At 73.2% G+C, this 15808-nt stretch carries 18 protein-coding genes; 8 read left to right on the top strand and 10 right to left on the bottom strand.

Translation table 11 applies throughout. The annotated features are described in order from the left end of the window. Positions 1-52: 52 nt before the first annotated feature. Entirely contained in the window at positions 53-325 is a 273-nt protein-coding gene (locus tag N912_RS54460; protein WP_037066306.1) for a hypothetical protein, read from the top strand. A 107-nt stretch (positions 326-432) separates the two neighbouring features. Here N912_RS54460 and N912_RS0124875 read toward each other — a convergent pair whose 3' ends face one another. The 3 genes from N912_RS0124875 to N912_RS67085 form a co-directional block, all read right to left on the bottom strand. Continuing rightward, positions 433-795, bottom strand: coding sequence for a nuclear transport factor 2 family protein (locus N912_RS0124875; RefSeq protein ID WP_028924519.1), 363 nt, complete (start codon positions 793-795; stop codon positions 433-435). Positions 796-879: 84 nt separating this feature from the next. Continuing rightward, on the bottom strand, positions 880-1761 hold the full coding sequence (locus tag N912_RS65840) for an HhH-GPD family protein (protein ID WP_028924518.1): 882 nt from the start codon (positions 1759-1761) through the stop codon (positions 880-882). A 172-nt stretch (positions 1762-1933) separates the two neighbouring features. After that, complete coding sequence (locus N912_RS67085; protein WP_028924517.1) at positions 1934-2740, bottom strand: hypothetical protein; 807 nt, start codon at positions 2738-2740, stop codon at positions 1934-1936. Here N912_RS67085 and N912_RS60670 point away from each other — a divergent pair. Beyond that, entirely contained in the window at positions 2730-3671 is a 942-nt protein-coding gene (locus N912_RS60670; protein WP_425415312.1) for a hypothetical protein, read from the top strand. The two genes, N912_RS67085 and N912_RS60670, sit on opposite strands and share 11 nt — an antisense overlap. A 3-nt stretch (positions 3672-3674) precedes the next feature. On the opposite strand, the gene radA is transcribed toward N912_RS60670, so the two are convergent. After that, entirely contained in the window at positions 3675-5051 is a 1377-nt protein-coding gene (gene radA / locus N912_RS0124855) for a DNA repair protein RadA (protein ID WP_028924516.1), read from the bottom strand. Positions 5052-5055: 4 nt separating this feature from the next. Further along, the gene (locus N912_RS54450) at positions 5056-5592 is read right to left on the bottom strand and encodes a copper chaperone PCu(A)C domain-containing protein (RefSeq protein ID WP_169747945.1); all 537 of its coding nucleotides are present in this window, start codon (positions 5590-5592) and stop codon (positions 5056-5058) included. A 323-nt stretch (positions 5593-5915) separates the two neighbouring features. Here N912_RS54450 and N912_RS0124845 point away from each other — a divergent pair, with 323 nt between their 5' ends. The 3 genes from N912_RS0124845 to ispF are packed head-to-tail and all read left to right on the top strand — an operon-like array spanning position 5916 to position 7569. Next, on the top strand, positions 5916-6404 hold the full coding sequence (locus N912_RS0124845; RefSeq protein WP_028924515.1) for a CarD family transcriptional regulator: 489 nt from the start codon (positions 5916-5918) through the stop codon (positions 6402-6404). Positions 6405-6409: 5 nt separating this feature from the next. Further along, entirely contained in the window at positions 6410-7087 is a 678-nt protein-coding gene (gene ispD / locus N912_RS0124840) for a 2-C-methyl-D-erythritol 4-phosphate cytidylyltransferase (protein ID WP_028924514.1), read from the top strand. Beyond that, positions 7084-7569 (top strand): 2-C-methyl-D-erythritol 2,4-cyclodiphosphate synthase, encoded by a 486-nt coding sequence (gene ispF, locus N912_RS0124835; RefSeq protein ID WP_028924513.1) that lies wholly within the window; start codon positions 7084-7086, stop codon positions 7567-7569. Before ispD ends, ispF begins: the two co-directional genes overlap by 4 nt. A 39-nt stretch (positions 7570-7608) precedes the next feature. Here ispF and N912_RS0124830 read toward each other — a convergent pair whose 3' ends face one another. Next, positions 7609-7911 carry a muconolactone Delta-isomerase family protein gene (locus N912_RS0124830; RefSeq protein WP_028924512.1) on the bottom strand — a complete coding sequence of 101 codons (303 nt, stop codon included), beginning with the start codon at positions 7909-7911 and terminating at the stop codon, positions 7609-7611. A 95-nt stretch (positions 7912-8006) separates the two neighbouring features. On the opposite strand from N912_RS0124830, the gene cysS reads away from it, so the two are divergent. Next, complete coding sequence (cysS, locus tag N912_RS0124825; protein WP_028924511.1) at positions 8007-9410, top strand: cysteine--tRNA ligase; 1404 nt, start codon at positions 8007-8009, stop codon at positions 9408-9410. A gap of 8 nt (positions 9411-9418) precedes the next feature. Next, on the top strand, positions 9419-10390 hold the full coding sequence (gene rlmB, locus N912_RS0124820) for a 23S rRNA (guanosine(2251)-2'-O)-methyltransferase RlmB (RefSeq protein WP_028924510.1): 972 nt from the start codon (positions 9419-9421) through the stop codon (positions 10388-10390). A gap of 34 nt (positions 10391-10424) precedes the next feature. Here the strand turns inward: rlmB and N912_RS0124815 are convergent, their stop codons facing one another. From N912_RS0124815 to N912_RS0124805, 3 genes are all read right to left on the bottom strand, one after another. Next, positions 10425-11267 (bottom strand): metal ABC transporter permease, encoded by an 843-nt coding sequence (locus N912_RS0124815; protein ID WP_037066299.1) that lies wholly within the window; start codon positions 11265-11267, stop codon positions 10425-10427. Beyond that, positions 11264-12049 carry a metal ABC transporter ATP-binding protein gene (locus tag N912_RS54445; protein ID WP_245645420.1) on the bottom strand — a complete coding sequence of 262 codons (786 nt, stop codon included), beginning with the start codon at positions 12047-12049 and terminating at the stop codon, positions 11264-11266. The genes N912_RS0124815 and N912_RS54445 overlap by 4 nt, the downstream gene beginning before the upstream one ends. Before the next feature lie 113 nt (positions 12050-12162). Next, on the bottom strand, positions 12163-13089 hold the full coding sequence (locus tag N912_RS0124805; protein WP_028924508.1) for a metal ABC transporter solute-binding protein, Zn/Mn family: 927 nt from the start codon (positions 13087-13089) through the stop codon (positions 12163-12165). Between the two features lie 191 nt (positions 13090-13280). Here N912_RS0124805 and N912_RS0124800 point away from each other — a divergent pair, with 191 nt between their 5' ends. Continuing rightward, complete coding sequence (locus N912_RS0124800) at positions 13281-14384, top strand: LacI family DNA-binding transcriptional regulator (protein WP_028924507.1); 1104 nt, start codon at positions 13281-13283, stop codon at positions 14382-14384. Here the strand turns inward: N912_RS0124800 and N912_RS0124795 are convergent. Continuing rightward, positions 14381-15805 carry an alpha,alpha-trehalose-phosphate synthase (UDP-forming) gene (locus N912_RS0124795; RefSeq protein WP_028924506.1) on the bottom strand — a complete coding sequence of 475 codons (1425 nt, stop codon included), beginning with the start codon at positions 15803-15805 and terminating at the stop codon, positions 14381-14383. The genes N912_RS0124800 and N912_RS0124795 overlap by 4 nt on opposite strands. Positions 15806-15808: the final 3 nt, after the last annotated feature.

Raw genomic sequence — 15808 nt, 5'->3', positions numbered from 1 at the left:
ATGCTCGTAGCTAGTCAATCACTGGTGGCAAGTAATCGACTGGAGACTCAGCGTGTTCAGCTTCCTGGCCGGGCCGCGGCGAAGGAGGGCCGGTGACCGGCCGCCCGTGCCGTCCGGGCCGTTGGCGATCTGGATGACGTGCGTGGAGGACGGCCGGGAGCACGGAGTGACCGACGAGGAGGTTGCGCGCGGCTCGCGGCATGGCGGTCGGTACGTAGCCGTGTGCGGGCACCTGGTCACGCCGGGCTCGATGACCTGCGCGCCCGGGCGGCGTTGTCGCGCCTGCCACGCCGCCCTGACCCCGCCCGCCCGCACCCGCTGGTAGCGCGATCGCCTCGCACACCCACTTCGTACCCCGCACACGTGCTTCAGTGCATGTGCGGGGTACGGAGTGGGTGTGCGGGCGATAGTGGCGGCAGGCGCGGACGGCGGTTAGGGGGCGAATACGGGGGCGAGGTCGATGTAGACGCGCATGTCGTCGATCTTGCCGTTGGGGGTGGCGTGCCAGTGGACGGCGGCCGGAACGGTCACCTGGCTGCCGTCGTGCTTGGTGAAGGTGACGTCGGCCTCCGTGAGGGTGTCGTCGCCGGGGTACCAGTCGCGGAGTATGCGGTGCTCGATGCCGGCGACGGCGGCGAACACGCCCGCGATGACCTGCTCGACGGCGGCCGGGCCTACGAGCGGTTCGTTGTTGCCGAACGTCATCCGACCGTCCGCGGCAAAGAAGCCGGCCACGGCGGCGGCGTCCCGCGAGTCGACGGCCTTGAAGTACGCCTCGGTCAGGTCCCGTGACATGGGTCCTCCCCCGGTCGTGAGGGCCTTGCGCGGCCCTCGCCGGAGGCGATCGTGCCGTAGTTGATCCGCCGCGTACAGCGGCAATCAGTGCCGCTCGCCGGGGAGCGCGAAACGCACGTCGTCGAGCTGTTCGACCAGGCCGTCGTCCAGCAGCGAGAGCAGGCAGCGGTCCCGCTGCACGGCGTCGGACCAGGCGGCGTCGAGCGCGTCGCGGGGCACCGGGCCGGGGGCGTCGCGCAGCACGTCGAGCAGCCGGCCGCGCACCTGGCGGTCGGTGCCGGCGAAGCGCTGCACCGGGCGGGTGGGGCCGGTGTACTCGGGGCGGCCGGCGGTCAGCCAGGCGCAGTCGGCGCGGACCGGGCAGGCGTCGCAGCGCGGCCGGCCGGACACGCAGAGCACGGCGCCCAGCTCCATCAGCGCGGCGGAGAACCTGGCCGCGGCGGCGTCGTCGGCGGGCAGCAGCGCCTCGGCGTCGGCGAGGTCCGCGGTGGCGCGCGGCGGACCGGCGTCACCCGCGCCGTGCACCACCCGGGCGATCACCCGGCGCACGTTCGTGTCCACCACCGGCGCGCGGCGGCGGTACCCGAACGCGGCGACCGCCCGCGCGGTGTAGGAGCCCACGCCCGGCAGCGCGAGCAGCTCATCGACGTCGGAGGGCACCCGGTCGGCGTGCCGCTCGGCGATCACCGTGGCGGCGGCGTGCAGCCGCAGCGCCCGCCTCGGGTAGCCGAGCTTGCCCCAGGCGCGCAGGACGTCGGCCTGGGCGGCGGCGGCCAGCGCGGACGGGGTGGGCCAGCGCGCCATCCACTCCTCCCACACCGGCGCGACCCGGGACACCGGCGTCTGCTGGAGCATGAACTCGGAGACCATGACGCCCCACGGGGTGGTCCCTTCCCGGCGCCAGGGCAGGTCGCGGGCGTGCTCGTCGAACCACCGCAACAACCGCTCGGGCAAGCTGGCAACCACGCTCGCAGTGTGCCCTGCCGGCCGGGTGCACCGGGTGTCAGGGGCTGACGCTAGGTTGTACTCGGTAACTGAGTGCGATGGACGTCCTCCGATTCTCGGGCTCAGCGAGGTAAATCTCGACTGAGTTCGTGACTCGCCGTGCGCAGTTACCGGGACAACCCTCAGGCTCAAGTTAACGTTCAGGCATGATCGAGCCGAGCGCAGCCGTGTACTGGCGTCGGCGGGCCGTCGCGGTCGCCGTCGTCTTAGGGCTCGTCCTGCTGGGGGTGTGGGCGTTCTCCGGCCCGAGCTCCAGTCCGAACCGGCCGTCGGCGCCCGGGCAGTTCGGCCCGGAGCAGAACACGGCCGGCTCGAAGGCGCTGTCCGAGCCGCAGGCCGCTCCGGCGGCGGGTCCCGAGGGGATGAAGCTCTCCACGCCGGCCTCCGAGTCGGCGTCGCCCGCCGCGGACGCCGTGCCGTCCACCAACCCGGCGCCGCCGTCCGCCTCGGCACCGGCTCCGGGCACCACATCGGCGACGGACTCGACGCAGACGTCCGGCACGACACCGGGCACCCCGGGTTCGCCGGCCACCGGCACGGTGGGCTCGGCGCAGGTACCCGGCGCGCCCGGCTCGGCGGTCACCCCGGGCACCCCAGGCACCCCAGGCACGGCGGCGACACCTGGAACGGCGGCCACGCCCGGCATGACGCCCGGAACGGCACCGGCTTCCGGTACGGCGGCCGCATCGCCGTCGGGCTCGACGCGGCCTTCGGGCCTGGCGCAGCCGGAAACCGCCCGGCCCTCCGGCATGGCCCGTCCGTCCGCCGCGCCCCGTGCGCCCGGATCGGCGGAGTCCTCGACCACCGTGCTCCCGCCCGCGCCGCTGCGCCCGTCGGGAACCCCCCAGCCGACCCAGCAGGCACGACCGTCCCAGCAGGTACGGCCGTCCGGAGCCAACGCACCCGTCACGGTGCTGCCGAGGGCCTCGGTGCCGGCCACCCCGAGCGCGCGACCCGAGTCGGTCCCGTCCGGCGGCGCCCGCCCGCAGACGCAGTCACAGGCCGTGCCGTCCGGTGCGCAGCGGCCGCAGTCCGTCCCGTCCGGCGCGCAGCGACCGCAGTCGGCGCCCTCCGGCGCCGTCCGGCCACAGACGCAGGTCACGCCCTCGGCGGCCGCCCGTCCGCAGACACCGTCCGTCGCGGCCCGCCCGGAGTCGGTCACCCCCTCCGGCCAGCACGCGCCGAAGCCGACCGTCCCCGCGAGGCCGGCGCACCCCTCGACCGCCAACGGCCCGGTCACCCACCAGCCAGGCCAGCCGGGCCAGGCCCCCGGAACCACCACCGGCCAGAACGGCACGCAGCCCACCGCCGGCACCGCCAACACGCCCACCACCGGCACAGGCGGCAACGCAACCCCCGGCACGCTCGCGGCCCCCGGCGCCCCGGCCCCCGCCGGCGCCCCGACCCAGACCGCCCCCACCCAGAACACGCCGAACGCCCAGGTCGCCCCGAGCGCCGTCACCGCCCAAGGCTCCCCCGCCGCCTGCGCCGACAAGTCCGTCGGGCTGATCGCCCAGGTCAGCGAGCCCAGCTTCAAGGTCGGCGACCGCCCGCTGTTCCGTCTGGTGGTGGCCAACCTCGGCAGCGCGCCGTGCACCCGCGACCTGGACCCGGGCCTGCAGCAGCTCACCGTCATCGGCCCGAACGGCGCCCGGATCTGGGACAGCAACGACTGCGCCCCGCAGCGCAAGCCCGATCTTCGCACCCTCGAACCCGGCAAGCCGCTGGTGTTCCCGGTGAGCTGGGCGGGCCGCACCTCGGCGCCCGGCTGCGGCGGCGAGCGCACGGCGGTCGGCGCGGGCTCCTACCAGCTGACCGGCAAGCTCGGCTCGCTGAGCAGCGGCCCCGCGCCGTTCACGCTGACGTCCTGAGGATCACTCCCGGTCGAGCACGAGCAACGCCTCGGCCAGGTGCTTGACCTCGACCACCTTCGGCGAGTCCGCACGCCCGTCCAGGTCCGACCCGGCCGGCACGATCGCGTGGCTGAACCCCAACCGGGCCGCCTCGGTGAGCCGCCGCGACAGCCCGCCGATGCGCCGCAGCTCGCCGGTCAGCCCGATCTCGCCGAGCAGGATCAACCCCGGCGGTATCGGCCGGTCCCACTTGGCGGACGCCACCGCGAGCGCGATCGCCAGGTCGGCGGCCGGCTCCGTCATCCGCATCCCGCCGACGGTCGCGGTGTAGACCTCGGCGTCGGCCAGCCGTATCCCGACCCGCCGCTCCAGCACCGCCAGGACCATGGCCACCCGCGAGGAGTCCAGCCCGCTCACGGCCCGCCGGGGCGAGGCAATGTCGCTGCCCGCCACCAGCGCCTGCACCTCGGCGAGCAGCGGCCGCTTGCCCTCCACCGCCACCGTGATCGCCGTCCCCGGCACCGCCATGTCCCGACCACCCGGCTCGGCCAGGAACAGCCCTGACGGGTCGGCGACCCCGACGATGCCCTCGTCGCGCAGCTCGAAGCAGCCCACCTCGTCGGCCGGCCCGAACCGGTTCTTGATCCCGCGCACCAGCCGCAGCGTCGAATGCCGGTCGCCCTCGAACTGCAGCACCACGTCCACCAGGTGCTCCAGCACGCGCGGCCCCGCCACCGAGCCGTCCTTGGTGACGTGCCCGATCAGCACCACCGGCAGCCCGCGCTCCTTGGCCAGGGCGGTCAGCGCCACGGTGACCGCCCGTACCTGCGTGACCCCGCCCGGCGAGCCCTCCACCTCCACCGAGGACACGGTCTGCACCGAGTCCACCACCAGCAGCGAGGGCTTCAAGGTGTCCAGGTGCCCGACGATCGCGCCCAGCTCGGACTCGGCCGCCAGATACAGCTCGGGGTGCAACGACCCCGTGCGCTCCGCGCGCAGTCGCACCTGCCCGGCCGACTCCTCCCCGGTCGCGTACAGCACCGGCCCGCCGTTCGCGGCCACCTTCGCGGCCACCTCGAGCAGCAGCGTCGACTTGCCCGCCCCCGGCTCGCCGGCCAGCAGCACCACCACGCCGGGCACCAGGCCGCCGCCGAGCACCCGGTCCAGCTCGTCCACCCCGGTCGGCCGGGCCCGCGCCGAGTCAAGCTCGACGTCCGCGATCGGGCGGGCCGGCGTGGCCGGGGCGCCGGCGGCCACCTTGCGGGTGCCGGCGCGCACGGTGGCGACGGCCTCGACGGTGCCCCAGCTCTGGCACTCCGGGCAGCGGCCGACCCACTTGGTGACCTCGTGCCCGCACTCGGCGCAGCGGTGGCTCGCGGCCGCCTTCCGGGGGCTCAGCCGACTACTTCCGCTCGGCGAGCTTGCCGGTCGGGTAGCCGACCGGGAGCTCGATGGTCACCGGGCCGCCGCGCTCGAAGGTGAACGTCACCGGGTACTTCAGCCCGGGCTGGATGTCCTGGGTGAGGCCGGCCAGCCTGATGCTGATGGTGCGGTCGGCCAGCGCGACGGCACCGGCGGTGGCGTTGGTGTTGCCCACCTGCACCGCCCGGTCGCCACCGATCACGGCCTCGCCCTGGATCTGCCCTGGGCCGCCGGCGGCCGGGCTGGTCACCGAGACCAGCCGGTCGGCGGTGGCGCCGCTGTTCACCAGCGTGAGGCTCAGCTCGGCGGTCTGGCCCTTGCGGTACACCGCGTCGGTGTTGGCCTGGCCGGCGTACGAGAAGCTGGCGTCCCGGACCTCGATCGACCCGGCGCGGCCCTGGGCGCCGTTGACGGCGGCGGCCTGCTGGGCGGTCTGGCTGATCGCACCGGCACCGCAGCCGGTCAGCGCGGCGGCCCCGGTCAGCACTGTCAAACCGAGCACGAGCTTGGCTGTCACGGCGGCGCGACGGTTCACTGTGTGCGGGTCCTTTCCCTGCTCTACGCGGCCGGCACGCCGACCTTGGCCGCGCGCGTTGCCGCGACCGGGCCGCCCAAGTGCGCACCGGATGACCTGGGAGAAGCCTAGCCTCGGCGGGTCCGGCTAGGTCATCGCGGGGCCCGTGACGGTCGGTGACGCTCGACACCGCCCACGAAGGTTGACCTTGCTTGCACGATCTTGCGTCGTTGTCAACCCCCTGACCTGCGAGGACGACCCATCCCGCTTCGGTGGGTCGGCTTCGGGCGTGTTAACCTTGAGTCAGCGAAAGGGGCAGAGGACATATGGTTTTCAAGGTCGGAGAGACCGTCGTCTACCCGCACCACGGTGCCGCACTCATCGAGGCCATCGAAACACGGATGATCAAGGGCGAGGAGAAACAATACCTCGTCCTCAAGGTCGCCCAGGGCGACCTGACCGTTCGCGTCCCAGCGGACAACGCCGAGTTCGTCGGCGTCCGTGACGTGGTCGGCCAGGAAGGCCTGGACCGGGTGTTCGACGTCCTCCGGGCGCCGCATACGGAGGAGCCGACCAACTGGTCTCGGCGCTACAAGGCAAATCTGGAGAAGCTCGCTTCGGGAGACGTGAACAAGGTCGCCGAGGTCGTTCGTGACCTGTGGCGACGGGAGAAGGACCGTGGTCTCTCGGCCGGCGAGAAGCGAATGCTGGCCAAGGCCCGGCAGATCCTGGTGAGCGAGCTCGCGCTCGCCGAAGGCACCGACGAGGAGAAGGCCGAGCTGCTTCTCGACGAAGTGCTGGCCACCGCCTCGTAAGTCCCTTGAGCGTGCTCGCGCTCGTCCCGGCGGCGGGCGATGGCGTCCGGCTGGGCGCCGGTATACCCAAGGCGTTGGTGCGCCTCGGCGGCGTTCCACTGGTGGTGCGCGCGGTCCGGGGCCTGCTCGATTCCGGCGCGGTCGATCACGTGCTGATAGCTGTGCGTGACGGCGACGTCGGCGAGATGCGTGACCTGTTCGCCGACACGGCGGCCGTGGGCGTGGCCGTCGGCGGGGCGGACCGGACGTCCTCGGTCGGCGCGGCGCTTCGGTGTGGGCTGCGCGAGTGGCCGGGCACGGAGATCGTGTTGGTGCACGATGCGGCGCGGGCGCTCACGCCGCCGGCGCTGGTCGCCTCGCTCGTCGCGGCCGTGGCCGGCGGCATGGACGCGGTGGTGCCGGTGCTGCCGGTGGCGGACACGATCAAGGAAGTGGACGCCGCCGGTGCGGTGGAACGAACCGTTGACCGGTCTAGGCTGCGCGCGGTGCAGACCCCGCAGGCGTTCCGGCGTCCGGTGCTGGAACGGGCATACGCCGCCGGTTTGGTGGACGCCGCGACCGACGACGCCGGCCTGGTCGAACGGCTCGGCGTGAAGGTGCACACCGTCCCGGGGGACCCGCTCGCGTTCAAGGTCACCACCCGCTGGGACCTTGAGCTGGCCGAGCACCTGGTCGGCTCGTGACGTCACCCCGGGTGGGAGTGGGTACGGACGTGCACCCGGTCGCGGCCGGCCGGGAGTGCTGGCTGGCCGGGCTGCGCTGGGACGGCGTGGACGGCTGCGACGGGCACTCCGACGGCGACGTGGCCGCGCACGCCCTCTGCGACGCGCTGCTCTCCGCCGCCGGCCTCGGCGACCTCGGCTCCGTGTTCGGCACCGGCGACCCGCGCTGGGCGGGCGTGCACGGCGCCGCGATGCTGGCCCACGTGCGCCGGCTGCTCACCGCCGCCGGCTGGACGGTGGGAAACGCCGCCGTCCAAGTGATCGGCAACAGTCCGCGCATAGGCCCCCGCCGCGAAGAAGCCCAAACCATCCTGTCCGACGCCGTCGGCGGCCCCGTCTCCGTCTCCGGAACCACCACCGACGGCCTGGGCCTGACCGGCCGAGGCGAAGGCATCGCCGCCGTCGCCACCGCCCTGCTCGTCCCCCGCAACAACAACCCGTGAGTGGTTAGCGTTGCTATGACAACGCTAACCACTCACGGGTCATGACCAGCGCTTACGGACGTCGGAGGCGAACGAGGCGTACTCCCGGACCGGGGTGATCTCCTCGAACTCCAGGACGTGCGCCATCGGCAGGGTGGACATGAAGATCTTGTCCAGCTCGTCGTGCGAGTCCGCGTCGATGAAGCCGATCACCCGGCGCTGGCCGCTGACCTTGAACACGTGCTTGATCTTGCCGGCGGCGATCGCGCCCTCGGCGGCGTCGGCTTCCTTCTCCCACAGGTCCCACAGCTCGTCGGCCGTCAGGTCAGCGTGATCGACCCGGACCTTGAAGAAGTACAGCACGGCGACACCTCCGTTGGAATCGAGAGTTCGAGCGTTCCGGACGAACATCGCCCTGACAAGGGGGTGTCCTCCGGAGGTCCGTATCATGTGGACGTGTGAGTCTGCGCCTGTACGACACGGCCACCAGAGGGCAGCGGGAGTTCCTCCCGGTGCGGTCCGGGGCGGCGTCGATCTACGTCTGTGGCGCGACCGTGCAGGGCATGCCCCACATCGGCCACGTGCGCAGCGGGCTCAACTATGACGTGATGCGCCGCTGGCTGACGCGAGGCGGCCTGGACGTGACGCTGGTGCGCAACGTCACTGACATCGACGACAAGATCCTGAACAAGGCCGCCGAGGCCGGCCGCCCCTGGTGGGAGTGGGCCGCCACCCACGAGCGCGCGTTCGAGGCCGCCTACGACGCGCTGGGCTGCCTGCCGCCCTCGATCACGCCGCGGGCCACCGGGCACGTGCCGCAGATGATCGAGCTGATGCACCGGCTGATCGACGGCGGGCACGCCTACGCCAACGGCGGCGACGTGTACTTCGCGGTGCGGACGTTCGACGGCTACGGCGCGCTGTCCGGGCAGCGGCTCGACGATGTGCAGCAGGGCGAGTCGGACTGCGTGTACAAGAACGACCCGCGCGACTTCACCATGTGGAAGGCGGCGCGGCCCGGCGAACCGTCCTGGCAGACGCCATGGGGCCCCGGGCGACCCGGCTGGCACCTGGAGTGCTCGGCGATGTGCGCCACGTACCTGGGCGCGGAGTTCGATATCCACGGCGGCGGGGTGGACCTGGTCTTCCCGCACCACGAGAACGAGCGCGCGCAGTCACGGGCCGCCGGCGACGAGTTCGCCAGGTACTGGACGCACAACGCCTGGGTCACCCTCGGCGGGGACAAGATGTCCAAGTCGCTGGGCAACACGCTGTCCATCGACGTGCTGCTGCACCGGGTGCGCGGCGCCGAGCTGCGCTACTACCTGGTCGCGCCGCACTACCGGTCGATGATCGAGTACTCGGACGCGGCGCTGTCCGAGGCGGTCGCGGCCTACCGTCGCATCGAGTCGTTCCTGCACCGAGTGCGGGAGCGCATCGGCGAGCCCCGGCTCGTGCCGGACGGCCCGCTGCGGCCGGACTTCGTCGCCGCGATGGACGACGACCTGGGCACGCCGGGCGCGGTGGCCGCGATTCACGGCGCCGTCCGGGAGGGCAACGCCGCGCTGGACGCCGGCGACCGCGACACCGCCGCGGCGGCCGCCGAGGCTGTGCGCGCGATGGCCGACGTGCTCGGGCTCGACCCGCTCGGCGAGCACTGGCGCGCCGGCGGGGATGGCGGATCCGACACGGCGGGCGCGGCGCTGTCCGCGCTGGTGGACGACCTGCTCGCGCAGCGGGCCGAGGCGCGGGCGCGCAAGGACTTCGCCGCCGCGGACGCCATCCGGTCTCGGTTGCTGGCCGCCGGCGTGCTCGTCGAGGACAACCGCGACGGGGCCACCTGGACACTGAAGGACGGTTGAAAAGCTGAATGGCCGGCAGTTCACGCCGTAAAGGCGCGGTTCGCAAGCCGGGAACCAAGAAGGGGCCGACGCTCGGCTCGGGCGGCCAGCGCCGGCGCGGCCTGGAGGGCAAGGGACCCACCCCGCCCGCCGAGATGCGCCCCGGTCACCCCGCGCAGAAGCGCGCGGCGGCCGCCGCCGCCAAGGCCAAGAAGGTCGGCAAGGTCGCGGGCAAGGGCGGCCGCAAGCACGGCGACTCGGACGGACCGGAGACGGTGTTCGGCCGCAACCCGGTGGTGGAGTGCCTGCGCGCCGGCGTTCCGGCCACCGCGCTGCACGTCGCCCAGGCCACCAACGCCGACGAGCGGATCGCCGAGGCGGTCCGGCTGGCCGCCGACGCGGGCATCGCCATCCTGGAGGTGCCCAAGAGCGACCTGGACCGGATGGCCAGCGGTGCCCTGCACCAGGGCATCGGCCTGACCGTCCCGCCGTTCGAGTACGCCCACCCGGACGAGCTGCTGGAGACCGCCCGCGCCTCCGACCGCCCGCCGCTGATCGTCGCACTGGACGGCGTCACCGACCCGCGCAACCTGGGCGCCGTGGTGCGCTCGGCGGCCGCGTTCGGCGCGCACGGGGTGCTGCTGCCGCAGCGGCGCTCGGCCGGGATGACGGCGGTGGCCTGGCGCACCTCCGCCGGCGCGGCCGCTCGCATCCCGGTGGCCCGGGCCACGAACCTGACCCGCACGCTGCGCGAGTACGCCACCGCCGGGCTCATGCTGGCCGGCCTGGACGCCGACGGCGACCTGACCGTGGACGAGTTCCACCTGTCCACCGACCCGCTCGTGATCGTCGTCGGCTCGGAGGGCCGTGGCCTGTCCCGCCTGGTCCGCGAGACCTGCGACCTGACGGTGTCCATCCCGATGATCGGCCCGGTGGAGTCGCTGAACGCCTCGGTCGCCGCCGGCGTCCTCCTCGCCGAGGTCGCCCGGAGGCGCAGGTAGAGACCCGTGAGTGGCTAGAGGCGCTATGGCACCTCTAGCCACTCACGGGTTTGCGAACCCGCCCGATCAGCCTGCACACGAGGTAGCACAGGAAGATCAACGTCGCCACGTAGCCGGAGATCGGCAGCCCGGGCGCTAGAGACAACACCGTGCCGCCTACCAGCGCGAACTCCGCGAACAGCACCGCCAGCACGGTCACCACTACCGGGTTGGACGACACCCGCGCGGCCGCCGCGCCCGGCGTCACCATCACCGCCAGCACCAGGATCGCGCCCACCGCCGGCACCGCCAGCGCCGTGGTCAGCCCGATCAGCACCGCGAACACCGGCGACAGCAGCCGCACCGGCACCCCGCGCGCGGCGGCCACCTCGGGGTCCGCGCTGGCGAACAGCAGCTGCCGGTACCAGACCAACAGCACGCCGACCACCACCACCGCACACCCGGCCAGCAGCCACAGGTTCGTCGAGTCCACCGACACGATCGAGCCGGTGAGCAGGCCGAACTTGTTCGCCGCCCGCCCCGGGTAGAGCGCGAGCAACAACACCCCGAGGCCCAGCCCGAAGGCCAGCACCACCCCGATCACCGAGTCCCGCTCGCGCTGGCGCAGCCCCAGCAGCCCGAACACGATGGCCGCCAGCACCGCCCCGACCACCGCGCCCAGCCCCACGTACACCCCGACCAGCAGCGCGGCCGCCCCGCCGGTGAAGGCCAGCTCGGCGGTGCCGTGCACGGCGAACGCCATGCCCCTGGTCACGATCAGCGGCGCGAGCAGTCCGGCGGCCAGGCCGAGCACGGCGGCGGCTATCAGCGCGGTCTGCACGAACGGCTGGCGCAGCAGCTCCAGCGTGCCGTCGAAGGTGATCAGCCGCTCGATCATGACGCCGCCTCGTGCAGGTGGTCGCAGTGGGTGCCCGAGTCGTCGGCGCCGACCACCACCAGCCGGTCCCTTACCTTGATCACATCGACCCGCGTGCCGTACAGCTCGGAGAGCACCGAGGAGGTCATCACCTGTTCCGGGGTGCCGATCCGGAACCGCCCGTTCACCAGGTACAGCACCCGGTCCACCAGCGGCAGCACCGGGTTGATCTCGTGGGTGACGAACAGCACGGCGGTGGCCGCGTCCACCCGCCGCCGGTCGATCAGGTCACTGACCACGCGCTGGTTGGCCAGGTCCAGCGACAGCAGCGGTTCGTCGCAGAGCAGCACGGCCGGGTCGCCGACCAGTGCCTGCGCCACCCGCAGCCGCTGCTGCTCGCCGCCGGAGAGCCGGCCGACCGGGGCGTCGGCGTACCCGGTCGCGCCGACGGCGGCCAGCGCGGCGTCCACCCGCTCGCGCCGCCGCCTGGCAACCGCCCCGAACGGCAGCCGCGGCCCCAGCCGATGCCCGTCCAGACCCAGGCCGACCAGGTCACGCGCGCGCAGCGGCAGCTCGGCGTCCATCGCCTGCTGCTGCGGGATGTACCCGACGGCCGAGCGCACCGACCGGTCCGTGCGGCGGCCGTTCACCAGAGCCGTGCCGGAGGTCAGGGCGCGCTGCCCGAGCAGCACCTTGAGCAGCGTGGTCTTGCCCGAGCCGTTGGGGCCGAGCACGGCGACGAACTCGCCGGGGTCCACCCGCAGGTCCAGCCCGTCCCACAGCACCCGCTCGCCCAGCGCCATCCGCGCGCCGCGCAGCTCGACGGCGGGGATGCGCTGGCGTGCGTTTTCCGCGCGGGAGGCCGCGCGATCGGCCCGTGCCGTGCCCCGGGCCGGCGCCGAGGACTCGATCGCCGTCACCGCCGGTCCATCGCGCCGGCCAGCGCGTTGATCTGCCCGCCCATCCATGTCACGTAGTCCATCGTGCCTGCTGGCAGGGTCTCCGTCATCTTGACGACAGGCACCCCGCCCTGGTTGGCGGCCTGCTCGACCTGCTTGGTGGCCGGGCTCTCGGTCTGCGCATTGGCCAGCAGCGCACCGACCTTCCCGGGGCCGTTGAACAGCGCCAGCGTCTGGTTCAGCACGGCCGCGGGCGGGTCGCTGCCCTTCTCCACGGCCTCGGAGAACTCCTCGGGGGTGGCGTTGGTCATACCGGCCGCCTCGACCAGGTACAGCGGCACCGGCTCGGTGACGGCGACCCGGGCGCCCGGGTGCCCGGACTTGATCGCGTTGACCTGTGCGGACAACCCGTCCAGCTTGGCCTTGAACGCGGCGGCGTTGGCCTGGTAGGCGGCGGCGTCGGCCGGGTCGGCCTTGCTCAGCTCGGCGGCCAGCCGGTCGGCGAGCTTGGCCATGGTCGGCAGGTGGTACCAGACGTGCTCGTTGAACTCGCCGGCCCCGGTGCGCAGCCCGGACAGCTCGGACACGTCGACCAGCGTGGCCTTGCCGCCGGTGGCCTGCGAGAGCTTGCCGACGAAGTCGTCGTAGCCGCCGCCGTTCGCGATCAGTACCTTTGCCTCACCGGCCGCCGCCGCATCGGACGCCGTGGTCTCGTACTCGTGCGGGTCCGCGTCCGGAGAGTGGATCAGCGAGGTGACCTTGACGTGCTCGCCGCCGACCGCGCTGGCGATCGAGCCGTACACGTCCGTACTCGCCACCACGCCGACCGCCGCCCCGGACGGCTGGGATGACCCGGACGACGGCGCCGGGCCGCCGCAGCCGGTCAGGGCCAGCGCGCCGGCGGCGACGGCCGTGCAGAGGACGGACGGTAAGCGGTGGGTCATGTGGGGGGCTCCGGGGTTCGTGGCGGGCGGCTATTCGGTTCACTCTTCACCATACGCGATATTGGAAATCGTTGTCATTAGTCGTGACGGAGTAAACGCATGCACCCTCGGCGCCCGGAGCCGGACCCGACGCCCGAACCGGGTTCGACGGAGCCCTACCCGGCCGTGTACTGAACCGTTACGGTCGTGGAATGACCCGCAGCCCGCGCGTGCGGAGGCCCGCCACCCTGGCGTCGCTGGCCGCCGAGCTCGGGGTGTCGCGCACCACCGTCTCCAACGCCTACAACCGCCCCGACCAACTGTCCGTCCAGCTCCGCACCCGGGTGCTGGAGACCGCCCGGCGGATGGGCTACCCCGGGCCGGACCCGGTGGCCCGCTCGCTGCGCACCCGCCAGGCCCGCGCGGTCGGGCTGCTGCTGACCGAGGAGCTGTCCTTCGCGTTCAGCGACCCGGCCGCGCTGGGCTTCCTGGAGGGGCTGGCCAGCGCGTGCGAGGACGCCGGCCAGGGGCTGCTGCTGATGCCGGCCAGCCGCCGCGACGCCGAGCACAGCCCGGTGAACCAGGCCAGCGTGGACGGCTTCGTCGTCTACTCGGTGCACGAGCGCGACCCGCATCTGCGCGCGGTGCTGGAGCGGCCGCTGCCCACGGTGGTCGCCGACCAGCCGATGGACCTGCCCGGCGTCGACCGGGTCGGGGTGGACGACAGGGGCGGGATGCTCGCGCTGGCCCGCCACCTGACCGGCCTAGGCCACCGGCGCATCGGCGTGATCTGCATGCGGCTGAGCGACACCCGCCACGATGGCTACGTCGACGGCGAGCGCCTGCGCCGCACCAGCTACCCGGTGCAGCGGGCCAGGCTGGGCGGGCTGCGCGAGGGACTGGCCGAGGCCGGCGTTGACTGGGCCGAGGTCCCGGTGCTGGAGCGCTACGAGCACTCGGCGGAGGCCGGCGCCTCGGCGGCCGCCCAGCTCCTCGACGAGCACCCCGGGCTCACCGCGGTGGCCTGCACCTCCGACGTGCTCGCGCTGGGCGTGCTGCGGCTGGCCGCCGAGCGGGGCCACCCGGTGCCCGGCAAGCTCTCGGTGGCCGGGTTCGACGGCGTGCCCGAGGCCATGCGCGCCGGCCTGACCACCGTGCGCCAGCCCGTCCACGACAAGGGCCGCGCGGCCGGCGAGCTGCTGCTCGGCCGGGGCGAGCGCACCGAGCCGAAGACCGTGATCCTGCCCACCGAGCTGGTCGAAGGCACCACCACCGCCCAGCCGGCGACCCAGGACCGCTGGTTCTCGGGGCTCTAAGCGGGACGGCCCAGCGCGGCCAGGAACGAGCGCGCCCAGCGGTCCACGTCGTGCGTGAGCACCTGCCGGCGCAGCGCGCGCATCCGGCGCCTGCCCTCCTCCTCGGGCAGGTTCAGCGCCGAGGCCAGCCGGTTCTTCACCCCGTCCAGGTCGTGCGGGTTGACCAGCAGCGCGCTGGTCAGCTCACCGGCCGCGCCGGCGAACTCGGAGAGCACCAGCACCCCCGACAGGTCGTACTTGCAGGCCACGTACTCCTTGGCGACCAGGTTCATGCCGTCGCGCAGCGGCGTCACCAGCATCACGTCGGCGGCCACGAAGAACGCCGCCAGCTCGTCGCGGGGCAGCGACTGGTGCAGGTAGTGCACGACCGGGTGGCCCACCTTGGCGAACTCGCCGTTGATCCGGCCGACGCTGAGCTCGATCTCGTCACGCATCTGCTGGTAGTGCTCGACGCGCTCGCGGCTCGGCGTGGCCAGCTGCACCATCACCGTGTCCGAGGCGTCCACCCGCCCGTCCATGAGCAGCTCGTGGAACGCGAGCAGCCGCAGGTTGATGCCCTTGGTGTAGTCCAGCCGGTCCACCCCGAGGATGACGTGCTTGGGGTTGCCCAGCTCGGCGCGGATCTCGTCGGCGCGCGCCCGCACCGCCTGGGTGCGGGCCAGCCGGTCCAGCGCGGCCGAGTCGATCGAGATCGGGAACGCGCCGACCTTGACCACCCGCCCGTCGTAGTCGACCTCGCCGGGCCGGCTGCCCGTGCTCGCCGTGGTGCCCCGCACGTGGTCGCCGGCCAGCCGGGACGCCAGCCAGCGGAAGTTGCGCACCCCGCCCGAGGTGTGGAACCCGACCAGGTCGGCGCCGAGCAGCCCGCGCACAATCTCCGCCCGCCACGGCATCTGCATGAACAGCTCGGTCGGCGGGAACGGGATGTGCAGGAAGAACCCGATCTTCAAGTCCGGCCGCAGCGCCCGCAGCTCGGCGGGCACAAGCTGCAGCTGGTAGTCCTGCACCCAGACCGTGGCGCCCGGCGCCGCCACCTTGGCCGCCGCCTCGGCGAACCTTTTGTTGATCTTCACGTAGGTGTGCCACCAGGTCCGGTGGAACACCGGCGGGGCGACCACATCGTGGTAGAGCGGCCACAGTGTGGCGTTGGAGAAGCCCTCGTAGTACTCGGCCACCTCGGTGGCGGACAGCCGCACCGGATGCAGCAGCAGCCCGTCCTGTTCCAGCGGCTCGACGTCAGCGTCGGCGATGCCGGGCCACCCCACCCAGGCGCCGTCCCTGCCGCGCAACATCGGTTCCAACGCCGTGACCAGCCCGCCCGGGCTACGCTTCCACTCCCGACCACCGTCCTCGGTGGCGACCAGGTCGACCGGCAACCGGTTGGCCACCACTATGAAGTCGGATAGTCCAGCGGCGTCCACGTA

It is taken from the genome of Actinospineispora acaciae DSM 45401, assembly GCF_000620785.1.
Taxonomy (GTDB): Bacteria; Actinomycetota; Actinomycetes; order Mycobacteriales; family Pseudonocardiaceae; genus Pseudonocardia; species Pseudonocardia acaciae.
The sequence above is the reverse complement of the archived record's forward strand: the minus strand, read 5'-3'. Positions and strand labels throughout refer to the sequence as shown.

Excerpts from the sequence above, each read along its gene's own strand:
- N912_RS0124805 (WP_028924508.1), bottom strand. The coding sequence starts at position 13,089 with ATGACCCACCGCTTACCGTCCGTCCTCTGCACGGCCGTCGCCGCCGGC.
- N912_RS0124875 (WP_028924519.1), bottom strand. The coding sequence starts at position 795 with ATGTCACGGGACCTGACCGAGGCGTACTTCAAGGCCGTCGACTCGCGG.
- N912_RS0124845 (WP_028924515.1), top strand. The coding sequence starts at position 5,916 with ATGGTTTTCAAGGTCGGAGAGACCGTCGTCTACCCGCACCACGGTGCC.
- N912_RS54445 (WP_245645420.1), bottom strand. The coding sequence starts at position 12,049 with ATGGCGCTGGGCGAGCGGGTGCTGTGGGACGGGCTGGACCTGCGGGTG.
- N912_RS0124815 (WP_037066299.1), bottom strand. The coding sequence starts at position 11,267 with ATGATCGAGCGGCTGATCACCTTCGACGGCACGCTGGAGCTGCTGCGC.
- rlmB (WP_028924510.1), top strand. The coding sequence starts at position 9,419 with ATGGCCGGCAGTTCACGCCGTAAAGGCGCGGTTCGCAAGCCGGGAACC.
- N912_RS0124800 (WP_028924507.1), top strand. The coding sequence starts at position 13,281 with ATGACCCGCAGCCCGCGCGTGCGGAGGCCCGCCACCCTGGCGTCGCTG.